Genomic DNA, 18158 nt, shown 5'->3' with positions numbered 1-18158 from the left:
GATAAAATAACCCATGATCTATTTACTTCATTAAATTATTCTGACTTAAAACACATCTCACTTCACAATTATTTAAAAACATATTTTCCCCCTCTAGATTAATATCAATAAATAGCTATCTTTATTATCGCTGGTACTCACCAGATAATTAAACTATTTTCAATATGAAAATAAACTTAACCTAAACTTGATATCCGGAGGATATTATGGGTTCTTCTTTATTAAAAAAAGCAGTAGGATTATCTAATGTTTCTGATTTATTAGATAAGAGTGGAATTTTTTATAATTTCTCAGCTAAGACTCTACCTTCTTTTGATTATGATACCGCAGGAAAACATATCGCACGCGAAAATTCCACATGGAATGGGAAATATGTTATTGGACAAGCGGCAGAAGTAACGTATTCGTTCCCAACTTGGGCCGGTAAAAAATTTAATGACTTTGGTGATAAAAATCCCTATGGATTTAATTCAACACAGAAAGAACATGCAAGACAATCTTTAGATGCATGGTCTGATATCGCAAATATTAAATTTACAGAAGTAAGCCCAAATGTAAAATCAGACATTACTTTTGGGAACATTACTGATCCATATGGCAAGTTCCAAGCTTATGCAACATTACCAAATACCTATGATTATTATGGGCGTGATGTTTCAGGCCAAGCTTGGTTTAGTGATTATTATTATGCGGGTAATACAACGCCTGAATTAGGCAATTATGGTCGCTTAACTATTATTCATGAAATTGGTCATGCACTTGGTTTAATGCATCCTGGAGACTATAACGCAGGAGAAAACGTACCGGGTTATTTAAAATCTGATTATGCTGAAGATAGTCGCCAATATACTGTAATGAGTTATTGGGATGAATATGAAACTGGTGCACACTTCCAAGGTGCTTATGCGGGTGCTCCTTTACTTCATGATATTTCAGCAATGCAATACCTCTATGGTGCAAATACAACAACCAGAACAGGTGATGATGTTTACGGCTTCAACTCAAATACAGGTATTGATTATTACACTGCAACAAGCAGTAACGATAAATTAATATTCTCCGTTTGGGACAGTGGTGGTAACGATACATTTGACTTCTCAGGATATTATCAAGATCAAGTGATTGATTTACGTGAGGGTCATTTCTCTGATGTTGGCGGACTACAGAAAAACGTTTCTATTGCCCAAGGCGTTACAATAGAAAACGCAATCGGTGGCTCTGGTAATGATATTATCTATGGAAATGATGCTGATAATATTCTCATCGGTGGTGGTGGTAACGACATACTGTATGGTGGCGGTGGCCAAGATACATTATGGGGCGGTACAGGTAGCAATACCTTTGTTTATAAAGAAATCTCCGACTCTCTAGTCTCAGCCGCGGACAAGATTATGGATTTCAAATCAGGCATTGATAAGATTGATCTATCAGAGCTAATCGAAAATACCTTCAGTCATAAATTCCTTAATTTTGTTGATAATTTTACAGGTCGCTCAGGTGAGGCAACCATTAAATATGATCAATCAACAAACTCAAGTGAACTCGCTATTAATGCTTATGGTTATGACTCTAGCGCTGATTTCAAAATTGATATTGTAGGATTTGTTAATTACGAAACTGATTTTATTGTTTAAGTCGTGATTTATTGGGTAGGAGAAATAGTATTCTCCTGCCCTCTTTTACTTACATGGAGTTATTTTTATATTTTTTAAAAAAAATAAATATAAATTATCATGCGTATAGATAAAAAATCACAAGTATAAATAAGTAGATAAAAATAAAATCAGGAATAATATTATGCCAGAAAGCAAACATAACAATGAAATAACCAGTATTATAAAAGAGAGAAAAAAAGTATTTCTTTCCATTGGAATATTTACAGCACTAATAAATATTTTAATGCTAGTTCCTTCAATCTATATGTTGCAAGTGTATGACCGTGTATTACCTTCTGGTAATGAAATGACATTATTGATGCTAACACTTATTATGTTAGCTCTCTTTATTTTTATGGGTGGACTAGAATATTTAAGAAGTATCATTGTAATTAGGATGAGTAACAAGCTTGATTTATCACTTAATTCGCGTATTTATACCGCCGCATATCAAGCTAGATTAAATAAAACACCGGGTATTAATTCTTCTTTAGCTTTTAATGATTTAGTCACAATTCGTCAATTTATTACAAGCCATGCTATTTTTGCCTTTTTTGATTTACCTTGGTTTCCTATTTACCTTCTTGTTATTGCTTTATTTAATCCTTGGTTAGGGTTATTTGCATTATGTGGTGCGCTAATTTTATTTTCATTAGCTATTCTTAATGAATACTTGTCTAGAACATCATTAAAAAAAGCTAATGAATTTGCTAATCAAGCACAAGTCATACAAGGCCATCATTTCGAACATCCACAACCCATTGAAGCAATGGGAATGTTAAATTATTTAAGAACACAATGGCAAATTACCCACTTTAAATATCTACAAGCACAAACTCAGGCAAGTGATAACGCAGCGGGAGTTAATGCAATAACGAAAGTCACTCGTATGGCATTGCAATCCTTAATGCTAGGATTAGGTGGCTGGCTTGCAATAGACAATACAATTAGCCCAGGAATGATGATTGCAGGATCAATATTATTAGGTCGTGCTTTAGCACCGATTGAACAAGTTATTGGTGTATGGAAAAACTGGGACAGTAGTAAAGAAGCCTATAAAAGATTGACGACATTACTAAAAACCTACCCTGAAGAAAATAAAAAAATGGCATTACCCTCACCTAAAGGTGAATTAACAGTTAACATTAATCAGGCACAATATCCCCAAACTGAACAAGTATTATTAAATAATATACATTTCTCACTAGTTCCTGGTGATGTGTTAGGAATTATCGGTCCTAGTGCTTCAGGTAAATCTTCCTTAGCTAAATTTATTGTTGGTATATGGGAAGTTAAAACAGGTTCAATTCGCCTTGATAATGCAGATATATATCAATGGAATAAAAATGAAGTAGGCCAATATATTGGATATCTACCTCAAGAAATTGCTCTTTTTCCAGGCACTATCGCTGAAAATATTGCCCGATTTTCAGAAATAGACTCACAAAAAGTTATTCAGGCTGCAACAATGGCCAATGTTCATGAAATGATTTTACGTTTTCCTGATGGGTATGAAACACTTATTGGTGCTCATGGTGAAGGTTTATCTGGAGGGCAACGACAACGTATTGCATTAGCTCGCGCATTATATGGCAATCCTACATTAGTCGTTTTAGATGAACCTAACTCTAATTTAGATGATTTGGGTATTAAAGCATTAATACAAGCAATTCAAATACTCAAGAAAAATAAAAAAACAGTTATTTTAATTACTCATCAAAAGCAATTGCTTTCAGTGACCAATAAACTCTTAGTTCTTTTTGATGGACACACTAAATTATTTGGTTCCAGAACCGCCGTTATTGCTGAATTAAATAACTCATCAATAATAAAAAACACCCAAACACCATCAAATACACCTATTACTCAAAGTAATTCTTAATATTGAGAAAATAACAATGATCACAGAGAAAAATGAAATTAATATAGTCAAAAACATTTCCGATGATCCTAAAAAATTCTTAATAATAGGATGGTCTGTTATTCTTTTAGGCTTAGCTGTCTTTATTTTTTGGGCTGCATTTGCACCTTTAGACAAAGGGGTTTCCACCACAGGTAATGTTTCCATTTCAGGCAACAAAAAAAGTGTTCAAGCATCCGTGGAAGGCATTATCACGGATATTTTAGTGAAGAATGGGGATAGTGTGACTGAAGGCCAAACACTTATTCAATTAAGCCCCATTCAATCAAAAGCCTTAGTAAAATCCCTATCAGATCAATATGACAATTTACTTATAACTCAACAACGCCTTTATGCTCAACTCAATGAAAAAACAGAGTTTATTTTAGACTCTACCGAAAAATACTATTCATCATCAGAGAGCTTAAATAAACACTTACAACTACAAAATAGATTACTTAATGAAAAATATATTGAATTGCATAGTGAAATAAATGGTTATAACGCCATTATTGATGGTATTTCTAATCGTTTAATTCATCTAAAAAGATCAATACTAAACAAACAAAACCAAATTAATAGTTTGCAGAGTCAAATAAAAGATTTACGCACTCTTGCTACTGAAGGCTATATTCCCCGTCATCGTTATCAAGAGGTTGAGCGTGAACTTGCTGAAAATAATAATCATCTTAATGATACCTTAGGACAAATTAGTACCTTAGAAAAACAAAAACTAGAGTATGAACAGAAGATATTACAACGTAATGCTAACTTTTATCAATCAGCACGTACTGAGCTTAATCAAATTCAATTACAAATAAGTGAAACTGAAAAACAACTTATTATTGAATTGGATAAACTGGCCAAAATGCAAATTACTGCCCCTATTTCAGGAACAGTAATGGATTTATCTGTTTTTACACAAGGCGGTGTTGTTAGAACAGGACAAACATTGATGGAAGTTGTTCCTCAAGATCATCAATTAATTATTGAGGCTCGTTTAGCTCCTCATTTAATTGACAAAGTAACTCCCGGACTTCCTGTTGATTTAATGTTCAGTGCTTTTAATCAAAATACAACACCTAAAATTCCGGGTGAAGTTACTTTAATTTCAGCAGACAGACTTATTGATGACAGAACAACGGAACCCTATTATCAAGTATTTATTAATGTAAAAGATAATACACTTCTTGCTGATAATAAAAGTAAATTAAAGGCTGGTATGCCCGTTGATGTGTTTATTAATACAGGCGATCGTTCATTACTCAATTATCTCTTTAAACCTGTATTAGATAGAGTTCATACTTCTTTAACGGAAGAGTAATTATGCTAATAAAAAAACTTTCTACTATTATATTGATATGGATGTTCAGTTTTCATACTTTTGCTATCACATTGTCTGATCTCTATTTTTTAGCTGTAAAAAATGATCCTACTTTTAATGCTGCAATCAATGAACAAGTTGCAGGCAAAGAGTATGAAAACATTGGATTATCCCAGTTACTTCCTAGTGTTCATGTTAATTACCAAAATAATCCACGAAATTGGCAACGTAAAGTTTATCCAATTAATACTAGCCAAGGAGAATTACAGAGAACAGAATATCAAAATTACCAAAGTCACTCTGTCAGTGCGATTATTAGCCAACCTCTATTTGATTACACTGCTTTTAGTGACTACAAATCATCAGTTATACAAACGTTACTATCAGATAGCCGTTTTCAAGTAAAATTCTCTGAACTCGTAATTAGGTTGGTTGATCATTATATTGAATTAGCCTATGCCCAAGATAAATTATTATTAAATCTTTCTCAGCAAGAAATTTATAAAAAACAGCTTACGTCTAGCCAACGTTTATTTGAGTTAGGTGAAGGAACAAAAACAGATATTTCAGAAATCCAAACGCGATTATATTTAACTCAGTCTCAATACACAGATATTCAACTTGAACTAGAAAATGCCAAAAATAAACTAAGCTCAATGATTGGTTCTCCACTTCCTTATAATAAGCATATTGCAAAATTAAATAGCAAAAATTTTATATTACAACCCATCACCCCCAGCAATTATGAAGATTGGGAAATGGAAGTCATGCAAAATAACCTCAATATTCAAACTGCACGCTATGAAATGGCAATAGCGAAACAAGAAGTAGAAAAAAACAGAGGTGAATTTTTTCCAACAGTACAACTCTATGCTTCTTATTCTAATAGTGATTCCGATAGTAATAATACGGTAAATCAGAAATACCAATCTGCCAATATTGGATTTTATGTCAGTTTACCTTTATTTAATGGCGGAAAAACGACAGCATCAATGCGTCAATCTACCGCGATGTATCAGATGAGTGCTTTTGAAAGGGATGCTACTATTCAGCAAATTACACAAGAGTTACGTCATCAATATCAAATTTGTACGACCAGTAATATAAAATTGAATGCATATGAACAGTCTGTCTCCTCCGCTAAATTACAATTAGATGCAACTCAAAAAAGCTATATTGGCGGGCAACGAACCATGGTGGATGTTCTTAATGCTGAAGAATTATTATATCGTGCTCAACAAGATTTAATTAAAGCTAAATATGATTATATTCAAGCTTGGGCATTATTACATCAATATACCAACACTCTGGATATTGAAAAAATAAAACTCATTGAAGGCTATTTTCAATAATATATTAATATAACGAAAAAGTCCTACATCATGTTGGATATAGGACTTTACATTATAAGTAATCATTGATTACTTATTTTAGCTAGCGGGGAGCCATCACTTCTTTTTAGTACCGTACAACGTTAATACACGGTGAGTAAGAGCAATTGATGCTAGACCGATAAAACATTCAGCTAGGAAAATCAGCATAAATTACCCCCATTCATAAGTACATTTTGTTTGGGCGGGGGTTCTGATAAAGTAAAGTGACTTGTCATATATTGCTTAGCTAACTCCGATTTAATGGACACAATCTAAACCTACCATTAAAACGAAAAAGAGCAAAATAAATTCATCAACAAAATCTATTTTTTAACTTAGACCACATAAAAACAACACAAAAAATCAAATCTAAGTCATGACAAAACTTGAATGACATTTTAGCTCCCTATTTACAACATATAAATAGATTTAAAAATCAGTCAGTTAAAGAAAACAAATGTTAGATCACCCTGTTTTTCTACAATAGGTTTTATCTTTAATTGGCTTATAACGGATAATATGTCTTTGCGCTCAGGTCTGACCAAAACAATAGCAATACCTTGATAGTTATTCTTTTCAATTAAGTTAACCAGTTGCTTAAGATCATAATATTTATTTTGCACATCAGGATATGCTAAACCATAGGCAAGCTCTCCTCTCGTTTCAGTTAGACGAATATCTGTACGTTTCAATCCCCATGCTAGTGACGTTCCAATACCGACTTCATCAGCTAAAATATAAGGCTTATTTGCTAGCTCACTATAATAATGATTAATTGCTTTTTCAGGAGTGCTTTTACTTTCAATTTTATGTGGGATCGCATATCCAATAGCAAGACTTAATCCAACAGAACAAAATAAAGTTAGCAAACGTGTTGATTTAAAGAATGAAGCAATTCCCATCAGACTCCATATAAAAAATCCCCCTATCGCCAGCATCACTTTATGCTACTCATCTACTTCATATAGTGTAAATCGAGATGAATAAAGAGAATAAATAATAATAGAAACACCTGTTATTCCAAAGGCTGTATTTATTATTGCGTTAATAGTATGAATTTTTTCATTTGGGTTATTTTTCAATTCTTCCATGTAACTCGCAATCAAAATGGATAACGGAACAAAACAAGGCAACATGTAAGTTAATAACTTGCCACTAGAGGCTGAAAAGAACGCAAAAAAGATAAATAGCCAAAATGAAAAATAGAGAGTGCCTTTTTTCAAAAAAAGCGCAGATTTAAGTGTACCGAATAGAAACCCTAACCAAGGTAAAATGCCGAAAACAATAATAGGCAAGTAAAACCACATGGGTTGTGATCTTGCTGATCCTTTTGCTATAAAACGCTGTACATGTTCAATCCAAAAAAAGTAATGCCAATAATCTGGGGCTTGAAGTGCAACTGAAATTACCCATGGACCTGCAATAATAAACATAGAGATAAGCGCTATTGGCGCATAACAAAGGACTTCTTTAAAACGAGATAAGCTAATTGCTGTAATCATAAAGACTAATGTGGGCAAAACAACTGCAATAAATCCTTTAGTTAAAAAACCTAAACCGCAAAAAATACCGACTAAAAAAGAAGCATAAATTTTTGATTTTTTATCTGTTGTCAATAATCCGCTTAAAAAATAATACATTGCTATAGTAACAAACATAGTCACTATAGGATCAAGGATATTATAAGTGCCAATAGACAACACAAGAAAAGAGGATAAAAATACCACTAATGCATTAAATGCCAGAGATTGATTATGCCAAACTAACAAAGCAGCTCGATAAACAAATAGGCTGGTTAATAACGTTGAGGTGACAACAACAATGCGAACGGAGAAATGACCACCTCCAAATAACCATTGTGCAATACTGTTTAGCCAATACCCTAAAACCGGTTTTTCAAAATAGCGAATATCGAGCAAATAAGGCACAGACCAATTACCTGATGTCAGCATTTCCCTGCTAATTTCGGCATAACGAATTTCATCTGGTTGCCACAATAGCCGCGTTTCTAAAGGAATGAAATAAGTTAATAATATAAAAATAAAAAGTAGAAACCATTTATATCTTTCTATAAAACTGACGCTCATACATTCCTCATTAAAATAGAAAACTCACCTTACAAAAACTAATTAGTTAGAATGGTTATATTATAAAAAATTCAATTATTATTCATTAATTTATAATTAACTAAAACACAGCAACAATGACACACAACACATTGAAATAATTACAATTTATAAAACAAAACATATATATACTGATAGAGTTGATTGCTTTAATTCATCATTTTTTAATTTATTATTAATCTATTTTTAATAATAGATATTTTTATTTCACTACTTTTAACTTAAACAAAAAATAAACAAGCTATAAGAAATAAAAAGGCCAGAATGAACTTATTCTGGCCTTATGACTATTTTATTTTAGTTATATAATGATAAAAATCTTATTTACTAAATTCTTTAAAAGCACCCATAGTGTTGGCGGCATACATAACTGAAGGGCCGCCACCCATATAAATAGCAACGCCCAATGCTTCTGCAAGTTCTTGTTCTGTTGTACCGAGTTCGACTAAAGTTTTAGTATGGAACCCAATACAACCATCACAACGATTGGCAACAGCAATTGCAATCGCGATCAATTCTTTTGTTTTTGAATCTAATGCTCCTTCTTTGCCCCCTGCTTTTGTGGTACTCATAAAAGCTTTCATCACTTCTGGAATATTTTGAGACAATGCTCCCATGTTATTTGCAATGTCTGTTACTATTTCTTTGTACTTACTCATTAGATATCCCTTAGTTAATATATATTTTTATATAATATAAAAATATAATATCAAATCATATAATTTGATCAAGATAAATTGAGCATGTGTGATCTTTTCTGCTTAAAATAATCTCAAAATAACGAGGTTTAGAATGTCAATTATTGATGAATGGGCTGAACGCCACATTGAACAAGCACTACAAAAAGGTGAGCTATCATCACTTAAAGGTGAAGGAAAACCTCTGATCCTTGATGATAATAGTCATGTACCTGAGTCACTTAGAGCAAGCTATCATTTATTAAAAAATGCAGGTTTCTTACCTCCTGAAATGCAAGATAGAAAAGAAGCATTATCTCTAGCCGAAATTCTAAGTACGCTGAGTGAAACAGGAGAAGAGCATGAATCGTTGCAAAAGCGTTTAGTATTGCTCGAATTAAAATTACAACAAGCAGGTTTAGATACTCAGTTTTTACATGCAGATTATGCCAACCAATTAACTGAGAAATTGGCAAATCATAAAAAAGAAATGGATAAAAAAGAAAAAGAAAAAGAAAAAAGCTTATACATCTCTGTATAAGCTTCTGTTATAGCAGAGAATTAACCTGCTGTTGGTGTGTAATAGATTGGTGAGCCAGGTCCTACTGGTAAATGGAATACAAATACCCATAAGTAGAATAAGAGTGACCAGCCAATTAAGAAAATAACAGAATATGGCAACATCATAGAAATCATAGTACCAATACCCGTATCTTTCTTATATTTCGTAGCAACCGCTAATATCAAACCAAAATAACTCATCATAGGGGTGATGATATTAGTAACAGAATCTCCAATTCGATATGCTGCTTGGATTGTTTCTGGTGCATAACCTGCAAGCATTAGCATTGGTACAAAGATAGGTGCTGTTACCGCCCATTGTGCCGATGCCGAACCTATCATTAAATTAATGAAGGCACAGATTAAAATGAACCCTAAAAACAACAAACCACTTGGCATATCAATACTGTTAAGTAATGCAGCACCTTTAACAGCAATAACCTGGCCAATATTTGTCCAACCAAAGAAAGCAACAAATTGGGCCGCAAAGAAAATAATAACTAAATAAAGCCCAAGCGTACTCATCGAATTCGCCATGGCATCAACAATATCTTTATCTGTTCTCATTGTCTTAGCAACCCAACCGTAAACGATACCCGGAATTGCAAAGAATAAGAAAATAAAGACAACAATAGATTTTAAGAAAGGAGAATTACCAATTAGCCCTGTTTCTTGGTTTCTCAATATGCCATTTTCAGGAACAACAGTTAGCGCCAAAATCACGCACATAACAATAAATGTACCCGTTGCAGCCCATAATGCTTTCTTTTCTAATGACGTAACTTCAGCCGCATTCCTTAAATCATTTTCTTCTTCATCAAGCTCATTACCGTTATATGGACCCAATTGAGGTTCAACGATTTTTTCGGTGATGAAGTAACCTAAGAAAGTGATCAGGAATGTACTGACAAACATAAAGTACCAGTTTGCTTCAGCACCCACGATATAAGTTGGATCGATGATACGTGCCGCTTGCTGTGTAATGCCCGATAGTAATGGATCTATCGTACCTAAGAGCAAGTTAGCAGAGTAACCACCAGAAACCCCAGCAAATGCAGCCGCAAGTCCCGCTAGAGGGTGTCGTCCTAATGAATGGAAGATAATTGCTGATAACGGTATTAATACTACATACCCTAATTCAGCAGCGGTATTCGACATTATACCTGCGAACACAATGGCTAAAGTGGTCATTTTACGTGGTGCTTTCATTACCACTAAACGCATAACTGCGGATAATAAACCAGCACGTTCAGCAATACCGACACCTAATAATGCCACCAGCACCGTACCTAAAGGGGCAAATCCCGTAAAGTTTGTGACAATATTGGCTAATATACGGCGAATACCATCGGCATCTAACAAGCTAATAATATGAATATAGCCATCTTCAGCGCGTCCTTTAGCGCCCTCTGGTCGGGGATCTTGTACGGTAACACCAAAATATTCACCAACCGCCGAAGAGACAAGTAAAATAGCAATTAAAATAATAAATAAAATAACGGGATGGGGTAGCGCGTTTCCTAACCACTCCACTGTGCGTAGAAAGCGACTGCCTCCCTGTTTTTTTGTTTGCATCATTTATCCTTTTTATAAAAAAACAGAAAATGCACAGTACACAACCCTTTTTGTTATGACTATCTGTTAATCCTATTTACAACCGCCTTATTTAAGATAAATATCATGATAAAATTATTAGATAATATATTTTTTACTTTATTAAACAATTAGATAAAAATAAATCATACAATTATAAATCACTTACATTAAAATTAATTTATAGTATCTAAAATTAAAAAATGTGCATAAGGTAACATTTTTTAACATTATTATGATTATTTATTAACCTTTCATGACTGAAAATATCTTAAATTAATAGCCAGAATCGATTAAACACTCTGATAAACCTGATAGTAACGGTTGTAATTACTATAAAAGAGAAAATAATGTCGAATAAATGGTCAAGATAGGTTAAAAGCTTAGTTTATTTGTAACGTAAATAGGTAATTTTACAGTAGATATTATACGTAGAATGAAGAATAGATAATCTAAGGAAGGAACGATTAAAATTGAAAAGTTAATATTTAAAAATAGTATTGCTGATTTTTTAAAGATAAAAAAGAAAGCAAGTAATACTTACTCTTTTTAATAACAACTCAAGTTCATCTCACAATTTAATACTTTTTATATAAAAAAAGGGCAAGGTCTCCCTTGCCTTACCAATTAGGTAATCAATCAAAGAAACACATACACACTAGAACACCAAAATTTGGATCTTATTTAGTCGTATGTATTAGTATAAAAAGACATCGGGTGTCGCTTCAGCAATGATACTGCTACGTTTATCAACACGCAGATTTTCTGATGAGGATTTTGGTATAAAGCAATCTTCAAAAAACCAATAAATAGGTGTATTTAAATAGCTAGCTAATAAAACAAGATAGCTTAAATCTATCTTGTTCATCCCGCGCTCATATCGAGAGAATTGCTGTTGGCTTACACCAATTTTTTCAGCAATTTGCATACCGGTATAACCCAATTCTTTACGCTTTTTTTGAATTCGCTTTCCAACTAACGCATTAACATCAATATCTGTAAAATCGTAATTCATCATAATATTCACCCATTATCATGATTAAGGCATCGTTAAAATAATTGAACCTGAACCAGAGAAATAACCTGGTGCAACGCGACCATTGGTATGTAAAATTGATTTAACCTCTACAGGTATGGTTCCGTTTTTAGGAACATCAATTACAGAGCCTCTTTCACCAGGATAACCATCAAGAAATAAATCAGCATAAAGGCTATTATCAGGTCGTAATGGAACTCGGCCACTGTCTGAGCCTGATGCAATAACCAGAACTTTCATTGCTAAGTTGCAAGTCACATTAATATTTTGAGCGCGTGCTGCATTTTCTAAACTGAATTCGTCAATATCGCCATAATTAAGGTTTACAGCTCCTTCTGTTATTTTGCAGGCACCAACGGGTGGCGGTGCAATACCACATAATGATCCCGGTAATAAACGTCCATTTGGAGACCAGCCGCCTTCCTTAGATTCATAAAATAGCCCAACACACTCTTGGTTTGAGGTCAGAGGATCACCATCATGTCTTGCCGTTCCTTGTATTGGAAAACTCTCAACTCTCATAACGGCATCACGAACCCCCGCTAAATAAGGTTCTTTTTCAACGCGAACAATACTTCTTACTGCCGAACCTGGAGAGCCATTAGCATCATGCTTATGGTTAATTGTTATCCAGCATTTACTCCAGCCATAACAAGGGTTGGGAGTATAAGGGTCTTCAGGATCCCAGCGTTGAATAACATAGGTATATGTGGCGTGAGCAGGCTCACCTTCGGAATGTGTTATATAAGAAAAAATAGATGCCATCGCCGGCGCTGAAAACAGCAAACCTATTGCAATACATAAAGCTGGAAATCGCTTTAATATAGACATAGAAAACCTCAACCCTAATAATTAGTCATAATTCAAATGGAATGTGGCTATTGCACTAAATGGACCGCGTTTAATGGATTGATTGGCAATCGCATCCGGTTCCCCTTGAATAAAGGCATAAAAATTTAAAATAGTGTCATCCGCATTTAATGAAAGTTTGTCTGTCTCTTTATTAACAGGTAAGGCATTTCCATTTTCAGACTCCAATCCAACCGCAATTCCTGCCGCTTGGCTACTTGAGCTAATCGCTAAAAAGCCTTGCCCTGCCATGGCTTGGTTTTCATCACCTTTAAATGTAATTTTGACGCTTTTACCAATCGTGAGATCACATTCAGATAAGCGAATTTGAAATAATTTGCTTGGTGTTCTTTGATATGCATAAAGATTCTTATCAGGAATATTGCCAAAATCTAATTCAACGGTTTCATCACCAGGTTTTATGGTGCAAGGCTCATCAACTAATATGCCGTGAAAGTACATATTGTCTGGTGCAGAAAACGCCGTTGATGTTAATCCCATAAATGTGATAAAGCCCAAAACGAACGGGATCGATAATCTTTTCATTTTCATCAATACGCTCCTATTGGTATTCAGCAAGAAGTGTTGCTGAAACTTCAAATGCACCTTCAGGTAGCGTGCTACCCGGTCTTTTAACCGGCACAGCTTGGATCACTGGAGGATTATCCGGTGATATCGCAATGCGTTCGTTTAATTTAAAAGGCTGACCATCTTGTGTGAGATGAATACCTAAATCAGGAATATTGGTTTGTAGCGCAGCTTCATCAAACTGTGTTTTAGGTCCAATAATAGAAAGACCTAAATCCCATCCTTTTAAATTTGGATCGCAGACCAGTTGATAATTCACTGATTCGGTGTAATTAATACCATCTACTTTATGAATACCTACGTTGTGTCCAAAATAGACATCAATCAGTTGGTTATTGCTGATAACACAAGGAGGTGGAACTAATAAGGTGCCAAATAATTTCATATTCGGCGTATCTGCACCCATGACCGCGTAAGAATTCAGTAATGCAATCAGGCATATGTATTTTAATTTATTCATTTTCTGGCCCCTTACTGATAATCCACATGCAACGTGCCACTAGCGACAAAATCACCACCACTTAATGTGGCACTCTGATCACGAACAGGAATAGCTTCTAAATCAGGCAAATTAGGGTAGGTAAAATTAATCGCTTTGCCTAAATCTAATAATTGGCCTTGATATAAAATACGCACCCCTAATCCCGTAATATCTGTTTGTAGTGCATTTGAATCGAATCCAGTTGCGCTGCCAGTGATATAAACCTTCATTGCATTTGTCGGCATCTTTTGGCACGTCGCAGTATAGTGAACTGGCTGTTTATAATTTGCGCCATCAATACGCGTACTCATCACTTCGCCAAAATTTACCTCAATCATTTTGCCGTCATTGATCAAACAAGGCGGTGGGGCAATAACATTCCCAGTAATATTGATATAAACAATTCCTGGAATAACATCTTTCACCGCTCTAGCGGGTAAATTCGCAACAGCAGTAAAACTTAGGCCTCCAGTAAATGTTGCCAGAATAAAACTCAACACTGCTTTGCTTGGGCTAAACCGCTGTTCCATTTTCATAAAATAGACCTATTTAGTATCCTGCTGATGTTTCTGTCACTTTGCATTCATTGCCATTACAGCTAAATTTCATCTGTGGACGTCCACCATAATCATTGATGTAACTTAATACTGGTGACGCACCAAATGCAGAAGCATTTAGGTTTATCGTGCCTGTACTTTTAGGCGCAATCATTAATGGCTGAAAACCATCAAGACTTTTCCCTTGTAAACCTGTCAATCCATCAACTAATGTTACGTAGTAAGGTGTTGGGTTATTCACTTCGTAACGATCACCTTTTTTCGTTAAGATGATTTTTTCTTGCCAAGGATGAGTCAGATCTGTTTGAGTGGCATAAATAGCCGCTGGGCGATAAAACAACTTAATTCGTGTTTGTAATGCAATTTGCAACACGTTGGGTTTATCACTACGAGGTGGAATTTCACGCAAGTTAAAATAGAAAACGCTTTCTCTATCTTGTGGTAACTTGGCAATGTCAGGCAATGACTGCACTTTTACTTGGCTTTTATCGCCTGGTTCAATACGTTGGATTGGTGGTAAAACCAGCAATGGAGAATCAATACGTTCACCATTCTCATTTTCCATCCAACCTTGTGCTAAATAAGGCAGCTCTTTATTTTGATTACTGACATTTAAACTAATTGATTTATCCGCGCCATTAAAAATGACGCGCGTTCTATCTAAAGCAATCGCGGCAATGGCTTGACTAGTAAACATCATTCCAGTCAATAAAGTGGTTGTTACAACAAATAAGCGCTTTAATAACATCATTTTAAATTACTCTTTTTGTCTGAAATTATTGTTATCTTTCCCTTTTGCCTAACCTTATTTTGTGATCAATTGAGGTTTAGGTAAGGGTTCGGTTCTTTGATTGATTGTTGATGGTGTGGTATTGCCATCACCACAAGTTAGTAATAATGAAGATATAAACATGCCTTCAACTAATGTCGGGATCTGAACTTTGCACTGTGCTTGTCCATTCCAACGCACACTCAACACATCGCCACTATTAATACCTGTCAGGTAGACATTTCCACCATCATTGACAATACCGAGCTCTCGGCCTTTATCAGTTGTGACACTGGCACCAAATGGTGGATAAGTTCCATCTTGTAAACGAATGACAGCCATGGCTTTTTGTCCCGACACTACATCAAAGTGACGGTAGCCTATTGCGCCTTCTGTTAGGGTTAGTTGTTGAATTGAGCGTAATGCTTCAGCGTTATCAGGCATCTGATCAAGGTCGATACTGGCACTACTACGGTAATAATCATTGATATCAGGCAGTATGGCTTTACCAAAAGCATTGGTACGAGTAATAGCACCGATACTCTTCACTGGTACATCAGAAATACCATCTGTATCAATAAGTAAACGAGTACTACCTGTACGACTTGTACGGTGTAATGCCCCACCTTTTGGTGTCAATGTTGCCCCACCTTGCAATGATAATGTGGCTGATGTGTATTCATCATTTATATGGCTCGCACTGGCAGTGATTAATGCTGCATCAGCGTAATGCATGAGATAGGCATCTGCAGATGGTTTACCGTTACTACTTAAGCCAGCACCAACACGATAGCTACTATTGTCATCAATACGATCGTAATAACTGACATTATGTGAATTACCGTGTTTGTTAATCACGGTGTTGTAGCTAATGGTTGCACGATCGCTCCAAGGCATACTGACATTCATATAAATGCCATTATCATTGGTGCCATTGAATTTATTGCGAAACGCCGACAGACTGAGATTGATGTTTTTAAAGCGACCAATATCCATCGCTTTGGCTAATGACAAGTTATAGTTATCATTATTAGGCTTATTCCAATAAGTCTGATGGCTATAGTTTAAGTAAGCACTCAATCCCCATTCAGGGAACTGCTTACTAAACATAATGGTATAAAGCTCTTTATTGTTATCTTCTTCACCATCACGATAACGGCGATCTAAATATTGGTTCATACTCATAAAATCACGTTCAGAGAATCGATAGCCTGCGAATGTCACTTGGCTATTTATTTGTTCAAAACGTTTTGAGTAACTTAAGCGATAAGAACCACCGTGATAGCGCTTGTTATCACTTGGAATTTTGGCCCAAGAATGTGTTGCATCAAAAGAGATGGCACCCAACGCCATTAAGTCACGACCAATACCAGCAGAAACAGAGTTATAATCGCCAGAGACTAATGAACCACCATAAAGTGACCAACCATTACTAATACCCCACGAGAATTCACCCATACCAAAAATAGGACCTTCGGTATTACGGTTCATATCTGACGGTTTACCTGCAGATAATTTATATTGCACTCGGCCAGGACGTGTTAAATAAGGAATACTCGCAGTATCCATTTGGAATTCTTGAACAGATCCATCTTGTTCTTCAACACGGACATCTAATTTGCCACTCACTGCATCATTAATGTCTTGAATACGAAACGGCCCGGGAGCAACCTGAGTTTCATAGATCACACGACCTTGTTGGCTAATCGTCACCTTCGCATTCGTTTTTGCGACCCCCGTTACTTCAGGGGCATACCCCCTTAAGTTAGGCGGTAGCATATTGTCATCCGTAGATAAATTAATCCCAGTAAAACGGAAGTTATCGAAAATGTCAGAGCGTGAATAAGTCTCCCCCATCACAAGGCGAGCCCCTAATTGGGTGATTGCTCTATAAAGATAAAGCTGGTTCCATTTCCAACTATTTTCAGTGCTATCGGGAAGACCCGTTGTATGCTGATAACTTGCTTGCCAATCAGCACGGAAACGCCAAACCCCCAGGTTTGCGCCCACGGTTCCTAAACCTGTAACTTGTTGACGTTGCTTTCCTTTAGCGGGATCTGTCACGTTAGCATTGACGTTATAGTCAAAAAGCACTCCTGAGATACCATGATCCCAACGAGAAGGTGGATCCCAGTTTGGTGCTGAATATTCAAGATAAGCTTGAGGAATAGTCAGAATAAGATTACCACTTCCTAGACTTGCATTTACTGTCATTCCAGGAATGGAAGAGATATCAAGACAACTTCCATTATCTTGATATTTAACTTTTTCAGCCCATTCAGGTTTAAGGCCTATTTGATGGATCAATTCTGGAGGTAAGCAAGGTTCACTACCTTTAGGATCATTGGCAGGCACTACATAATTAATGTTATAAAGTTCAGGGAGTTCATTATTGTTAACACGAACAACAAACTCATATCGGCCAGGCATAATATAGCCCGCACGAGAGAAATCTGATAAGTCGATATTTTGCTTATCTTTTAGATCCAGAATATCGGCATTAAATTCAATATCACTATTTGCTAAAGCTGAACTTGAAATACTGGAAGCCCCAGTAAGGATTAAATAGATCAGTACAGCAACAGGCCGAATAGTATGTTGTTTTTTCTTTTTTTCCGTCCCTAAACCAACGGTTTTGAATGATCTCGCCATAAATTATCCAACCCGAT

At 35.4% G+C, this 18158-nt stretch carries 16 protein-coding genes; 5 read left to right on the top strand and 11 right to left on the bottom strand.

Annotation, left to right across the window (positions count from 1 at the left end):
• Positions 1–206: 206 nt before the first annotated feature.
• From LG402_RS04565 to LG402_RS04550, 4 genes are all read left to right on the top strand, one after another.
• The gene (locus LG402_RS04565) at positions 207–1634 is read left to right on the top strand and encodes a serralysin family metalloprotease (protein ID WP_166539055.1); all 1428 of its coding nucleotides are present in this window, start codon (positions 207–209) and stop codon (positions 1632–1634) included.
• 163 nt (positions 1635–1797) lie between these two features.
• Positions 1798–3537, top strand: a complete 1740-nt coding sequence (locus tag LG402_RS04560) for a type I secretion system permease/ATPase (RefSeq protein ID WP_227336507.1) — start codon at positions 1798–1800, stop codon at positions 3535–3537.
• A 16-nt stretch (positions 3538–3553) separates the two neighbouring features.
• Positions 3554–4879, top strand: coding sequence for an HlyD family type I secretion periplasmic adaptor subunit (locus LG402_RS04555; protein ID WP_227336506.1), 1326 nt, complete (start codon positions 3554–3556; stop codon positions 4877–4879).
• A 2-nt stretch (positions 4880–4881) separates the two neighbouring features.
• On the top strand, positions 4882–6231 hold the full coding sequence (locus LG402_RS04550) for a TolC family outer membrane protein (protein ID WP_227336505.1): 1350 nt from the start codon (positions 4882–4884) through the stop codon (positions 6229–6231).
• Positions 6232–6692: 461 nt separating this feature from the next.
• On the opposite strand, the gene LG402_RS04545 is transcribed toward LG402_RS04550, so the two are convergent.
• The 3 genes from LG402_RS04545 to LG402_RS04535 all read right to left on the bottom strand — a co-directional run bounded on the left by LG402_RS04545 (position 6693) and on the right by LG402_RS04535 (position 9037).
• The gene (locus LG402_RS04545; RefSeq protein WP_227336504.1) at positions 6693–7154 is read right to left on the bottom strand and encodes a hypothetical protein; all 462 of its coding nucleotides are present in this window, start codon (positions 7152–7154) and stop codon (positions 6693–6695) included.
• Between the two features lie 45 nt (positions 7155–7199).
• Positions 7200–8339: a phospholipid carrier-dependent glycosyltransferase gene (locus tag LG402_RS04540; RefSeq protein ID WP_227336503.1), complete on the bottom strand. Its 1140-nt coding sequence runs from the start codon at positions 8337–8339 to the stop codon at positions 7200–7202.
• A gap of 359 nt (positions 8340–8698) precedes the next feature.
• Positions 8699–9037 (bottom strand): carboxymuconolactone decarboxylase family protein, encoded by a 339-nt coding sequence (locus tag LG402_RS04535; protein WP_109409413.1) that lies wholly within the window; start codon positions 9035–9037, stop codon positions 8699–8701.
• A gap of 133 nt (positions 9038–9170) precedes the next feature.
• On the opposite strand from LG402_RS04535, the gene LG402_RS04530 reads away from it, so the two are divergent.
• On the top strand, positions 9171–9596 hold the full coding sequence (locus LG402_RS04530) for a DUF1992 domain-containing protein (RefSeq protein ID WP_227336502.1): 426 nt from the start codon (positions 9171–9173) through the stop codon (positions 9594–9596).
• Between the two features lie 20 nt (positions 9597–9616).
• Here LG402_RS04530 and LG402_RS04525 read toward each other — a convergent pair whose 3' ends face one another.
• From LG402_RS04525 to LG402_RS04490, 8 genes are all read right to left on the bottom strand, one after another.
• A complete protein-coding gene (locus LG402_RS04525) occupies positions 9617–11191 on the bottom strand; it encodes an AbgT family transporter (protein ID WP_109409411.1) in 1575 nt (524 codons plus the stop codon).
• Positions 11192–11906: 715 nt separating this feature from the next.
• Positions 11907–12227, bottom strand: coding sequence for a helix-turn-helix domain-containing protein (locus tag LG402_RS04520; protein WP_109409410.1), 321 nt, complete (start codon positions 12225–12227; stop codon positions 11907–11909).
• Positions 12228–12248: 21 nt separating this feature from the next.
• On the bottom strand, positions 12249–13076 hold the full coding sequence (locus tag LG402_RS04515) for an adhesin (RefSeq protein ID WP_166540196.1): 828 nt from the start codon (positions 13074–13076) through the stop codon (positions 12249–12251).
• Positions 13077–13097: 21 nt separating this feature from the next.
• Positions 13098–13646 (bottom strand): fimbrial protein, encoded by a 549-nt coding sequence (locus LG402_RS04510; RefSeq protein ID WP_109409408.1) that lies wholly within the window; start codon positions 13644–13646, stop codon positions 13098–13100.
• A gap of 10 nt (positions 13647–13656) precedes the next feature.
• On the bottom strand, positions 13657–14142 hold the full coding sequence (locus LG402_RS04505; RefSeq protein WP_166540198.1) for a fimbrial protein: 486 nt from the start codon (positions 14140–14142) through the stop codon (positions 13657–13659).
• Positions 14143–14153: 11 nt separating this feature from the next.
• Positions 14154–14699: a fimbrial protein gene (locus tag LG402_RS04500; protein WP_166540199.1), complete on the bottom strand. Its 546-nt coding sequence runs from the start codon at positions 14697–14699 to the stop codon at positions 14154–14156.
• 13 nt (positions 14700–14712) lie between these two features.
• A complete protein-coding gene (locus LG402_RS04495; RefSeq protein ID WP_036932679.1) occupies positions 14713–15471 on the bottom strand; it encodes a fimbria/pilus periplasmic chaperone in 759 nt (252 codons plus the stop codon).
• Positions 15472–15525: 54 nt separating this feature from the next.
• A complete protein-coding gene (locus LG402_RS04490) occupies positions 15526–18141 on the bottom strand; it encodes an outer membrane usher protein (protein WP_166540200.1) in 2616 nt (871 codons plus the stop codon).
• Positions 18142–18158 lie beyond the last annotated feature (17 nt).

Origin of the sequence: Proteus sp. NMG38-2, assembly GCF_020640995.1 — a bacterium.
Classification (GTDB): Bacteria; Pseudomonadota; Gammaproteobacteria; order Enterobacterales; family Enterobacteriaceae; genus Proteus.
This window is presented reverse-complemented; position numbering and strand designations above follow the sequence as displayed.

Excerpts from the sequence above, each read along its gene's own strand:
- LG402_RS04545 (WP_227336504.1), bottom strand. The coding sequence starts at position 7,154 with ATGGGAATTGCTTCATTCTTTAAATCAACACGTTTGCTAACTTTATTT.
- LG402_RS04560 (WP_227336507.1), top strand. The coding sequence starts at position 1,798 with ATGCCAGAAAGCAAACATAACAATGAAATAACCAGTATTATAAAAGAG.
- LG402_RS04535 (WP_109409413.1), bottom strand. The coding sequence starts at position 9,037 with ATGAGTAAGTACAAAGAAATAGTAACAGACATTGCAAATAACATGGGA.
- LG402_RS04505 (WP_166540198.1), bottom strand. The coding sequence starts at position 14,142 with ATGAATAAATTAAAATACATATGCCTGATTGCATTACTGAATTCTTAC.
- LG402_RS04525 (WP_109409411.1), bottom strand. The coding sequence starts at position 11,191 with ATGCAAACAAAAAAACAGGGAGGCAGTCGCTTTCTACGCACAGTGGAG.
- LG402_RS04500 (WP_166540199.1), bottom strand. The coding sequence starts at position 14,699 with ATGAAAATGGAACAGCGGTTTAGCCCAAGCAAAGCAGTGTTGAGTTTT.
- LG402_RS04550 (WP_227336505.1), top strand. The coding sequence starts at position 4,882 with ATGCTAATAAAAAAACTTTCTACTATTATATTGATATGGATGTTCAGT.
- LG402_RS04565 (WP_166539055.1), top strand. The coding sequence starts at position 207 with ATGGGTTCTTCTTTATTAAAAAAAGCAGTAGGATTATCTAATGTTTCT.
- LG402_RS04490 (WP_166540200.1), bottom strand. The coding sequence starts at position 18,141 with ATGGCGAGATCATTCAAAACCGTTGGTTTAGGGACGGAAAAAAAGAAA.
- LG402_RS04510 (WP_109409408.1), bottom strand. The coding sequence starts at position 13,646 with ATGAAAATGAAAAGATTATCGATCCCGTTCGTTTTGGGCTTTATCACA.
- LG402_RS04530 (WP_227336502.1), top strand. The coding sequence starts at position 9,171 with ATGTCAATTATTGATGAATGGGCTGAACGCCACATTGAACAAGCACTA.
- LG402_RS04555 (WP_227336506.1), top strand. The coding sequence starts at position 3,554 with ATGATCACAGAGAAAAATGAAATTAATATAGTCAAAAACATTTCCGAT.
- LG402_RS04520 (WP_109409410.1), bottom strand. The coding sequence starts at position 12,227 with ATGATGAATTACGATTTTACAGATATTGATGTTAATGCGTTAGTTGGA.
- LG402_RS04515 (WP_166540196.1), bottom strand. The coding sequence starts at position 13,076 with ATGTCTATATTAAAGCGATTTCCAGCTTTATGTATTGCAATAGGTTTG.
- LG402_RS04540 (WP_227336503.1), bottom strand. The coding sequence starts at position 8,339 with ATGAGCGTCAGTTTTATAGAAAGATATAAATGGTTTCTACTTTTTATT.
- LG402_RS04495 (WP_036932679.1), bottom strand. The coding sequence starts at position 15,471 with ATGATGTTATTAAAGCGCTTATTTGTTGTAACAACCACTTTATTGACT.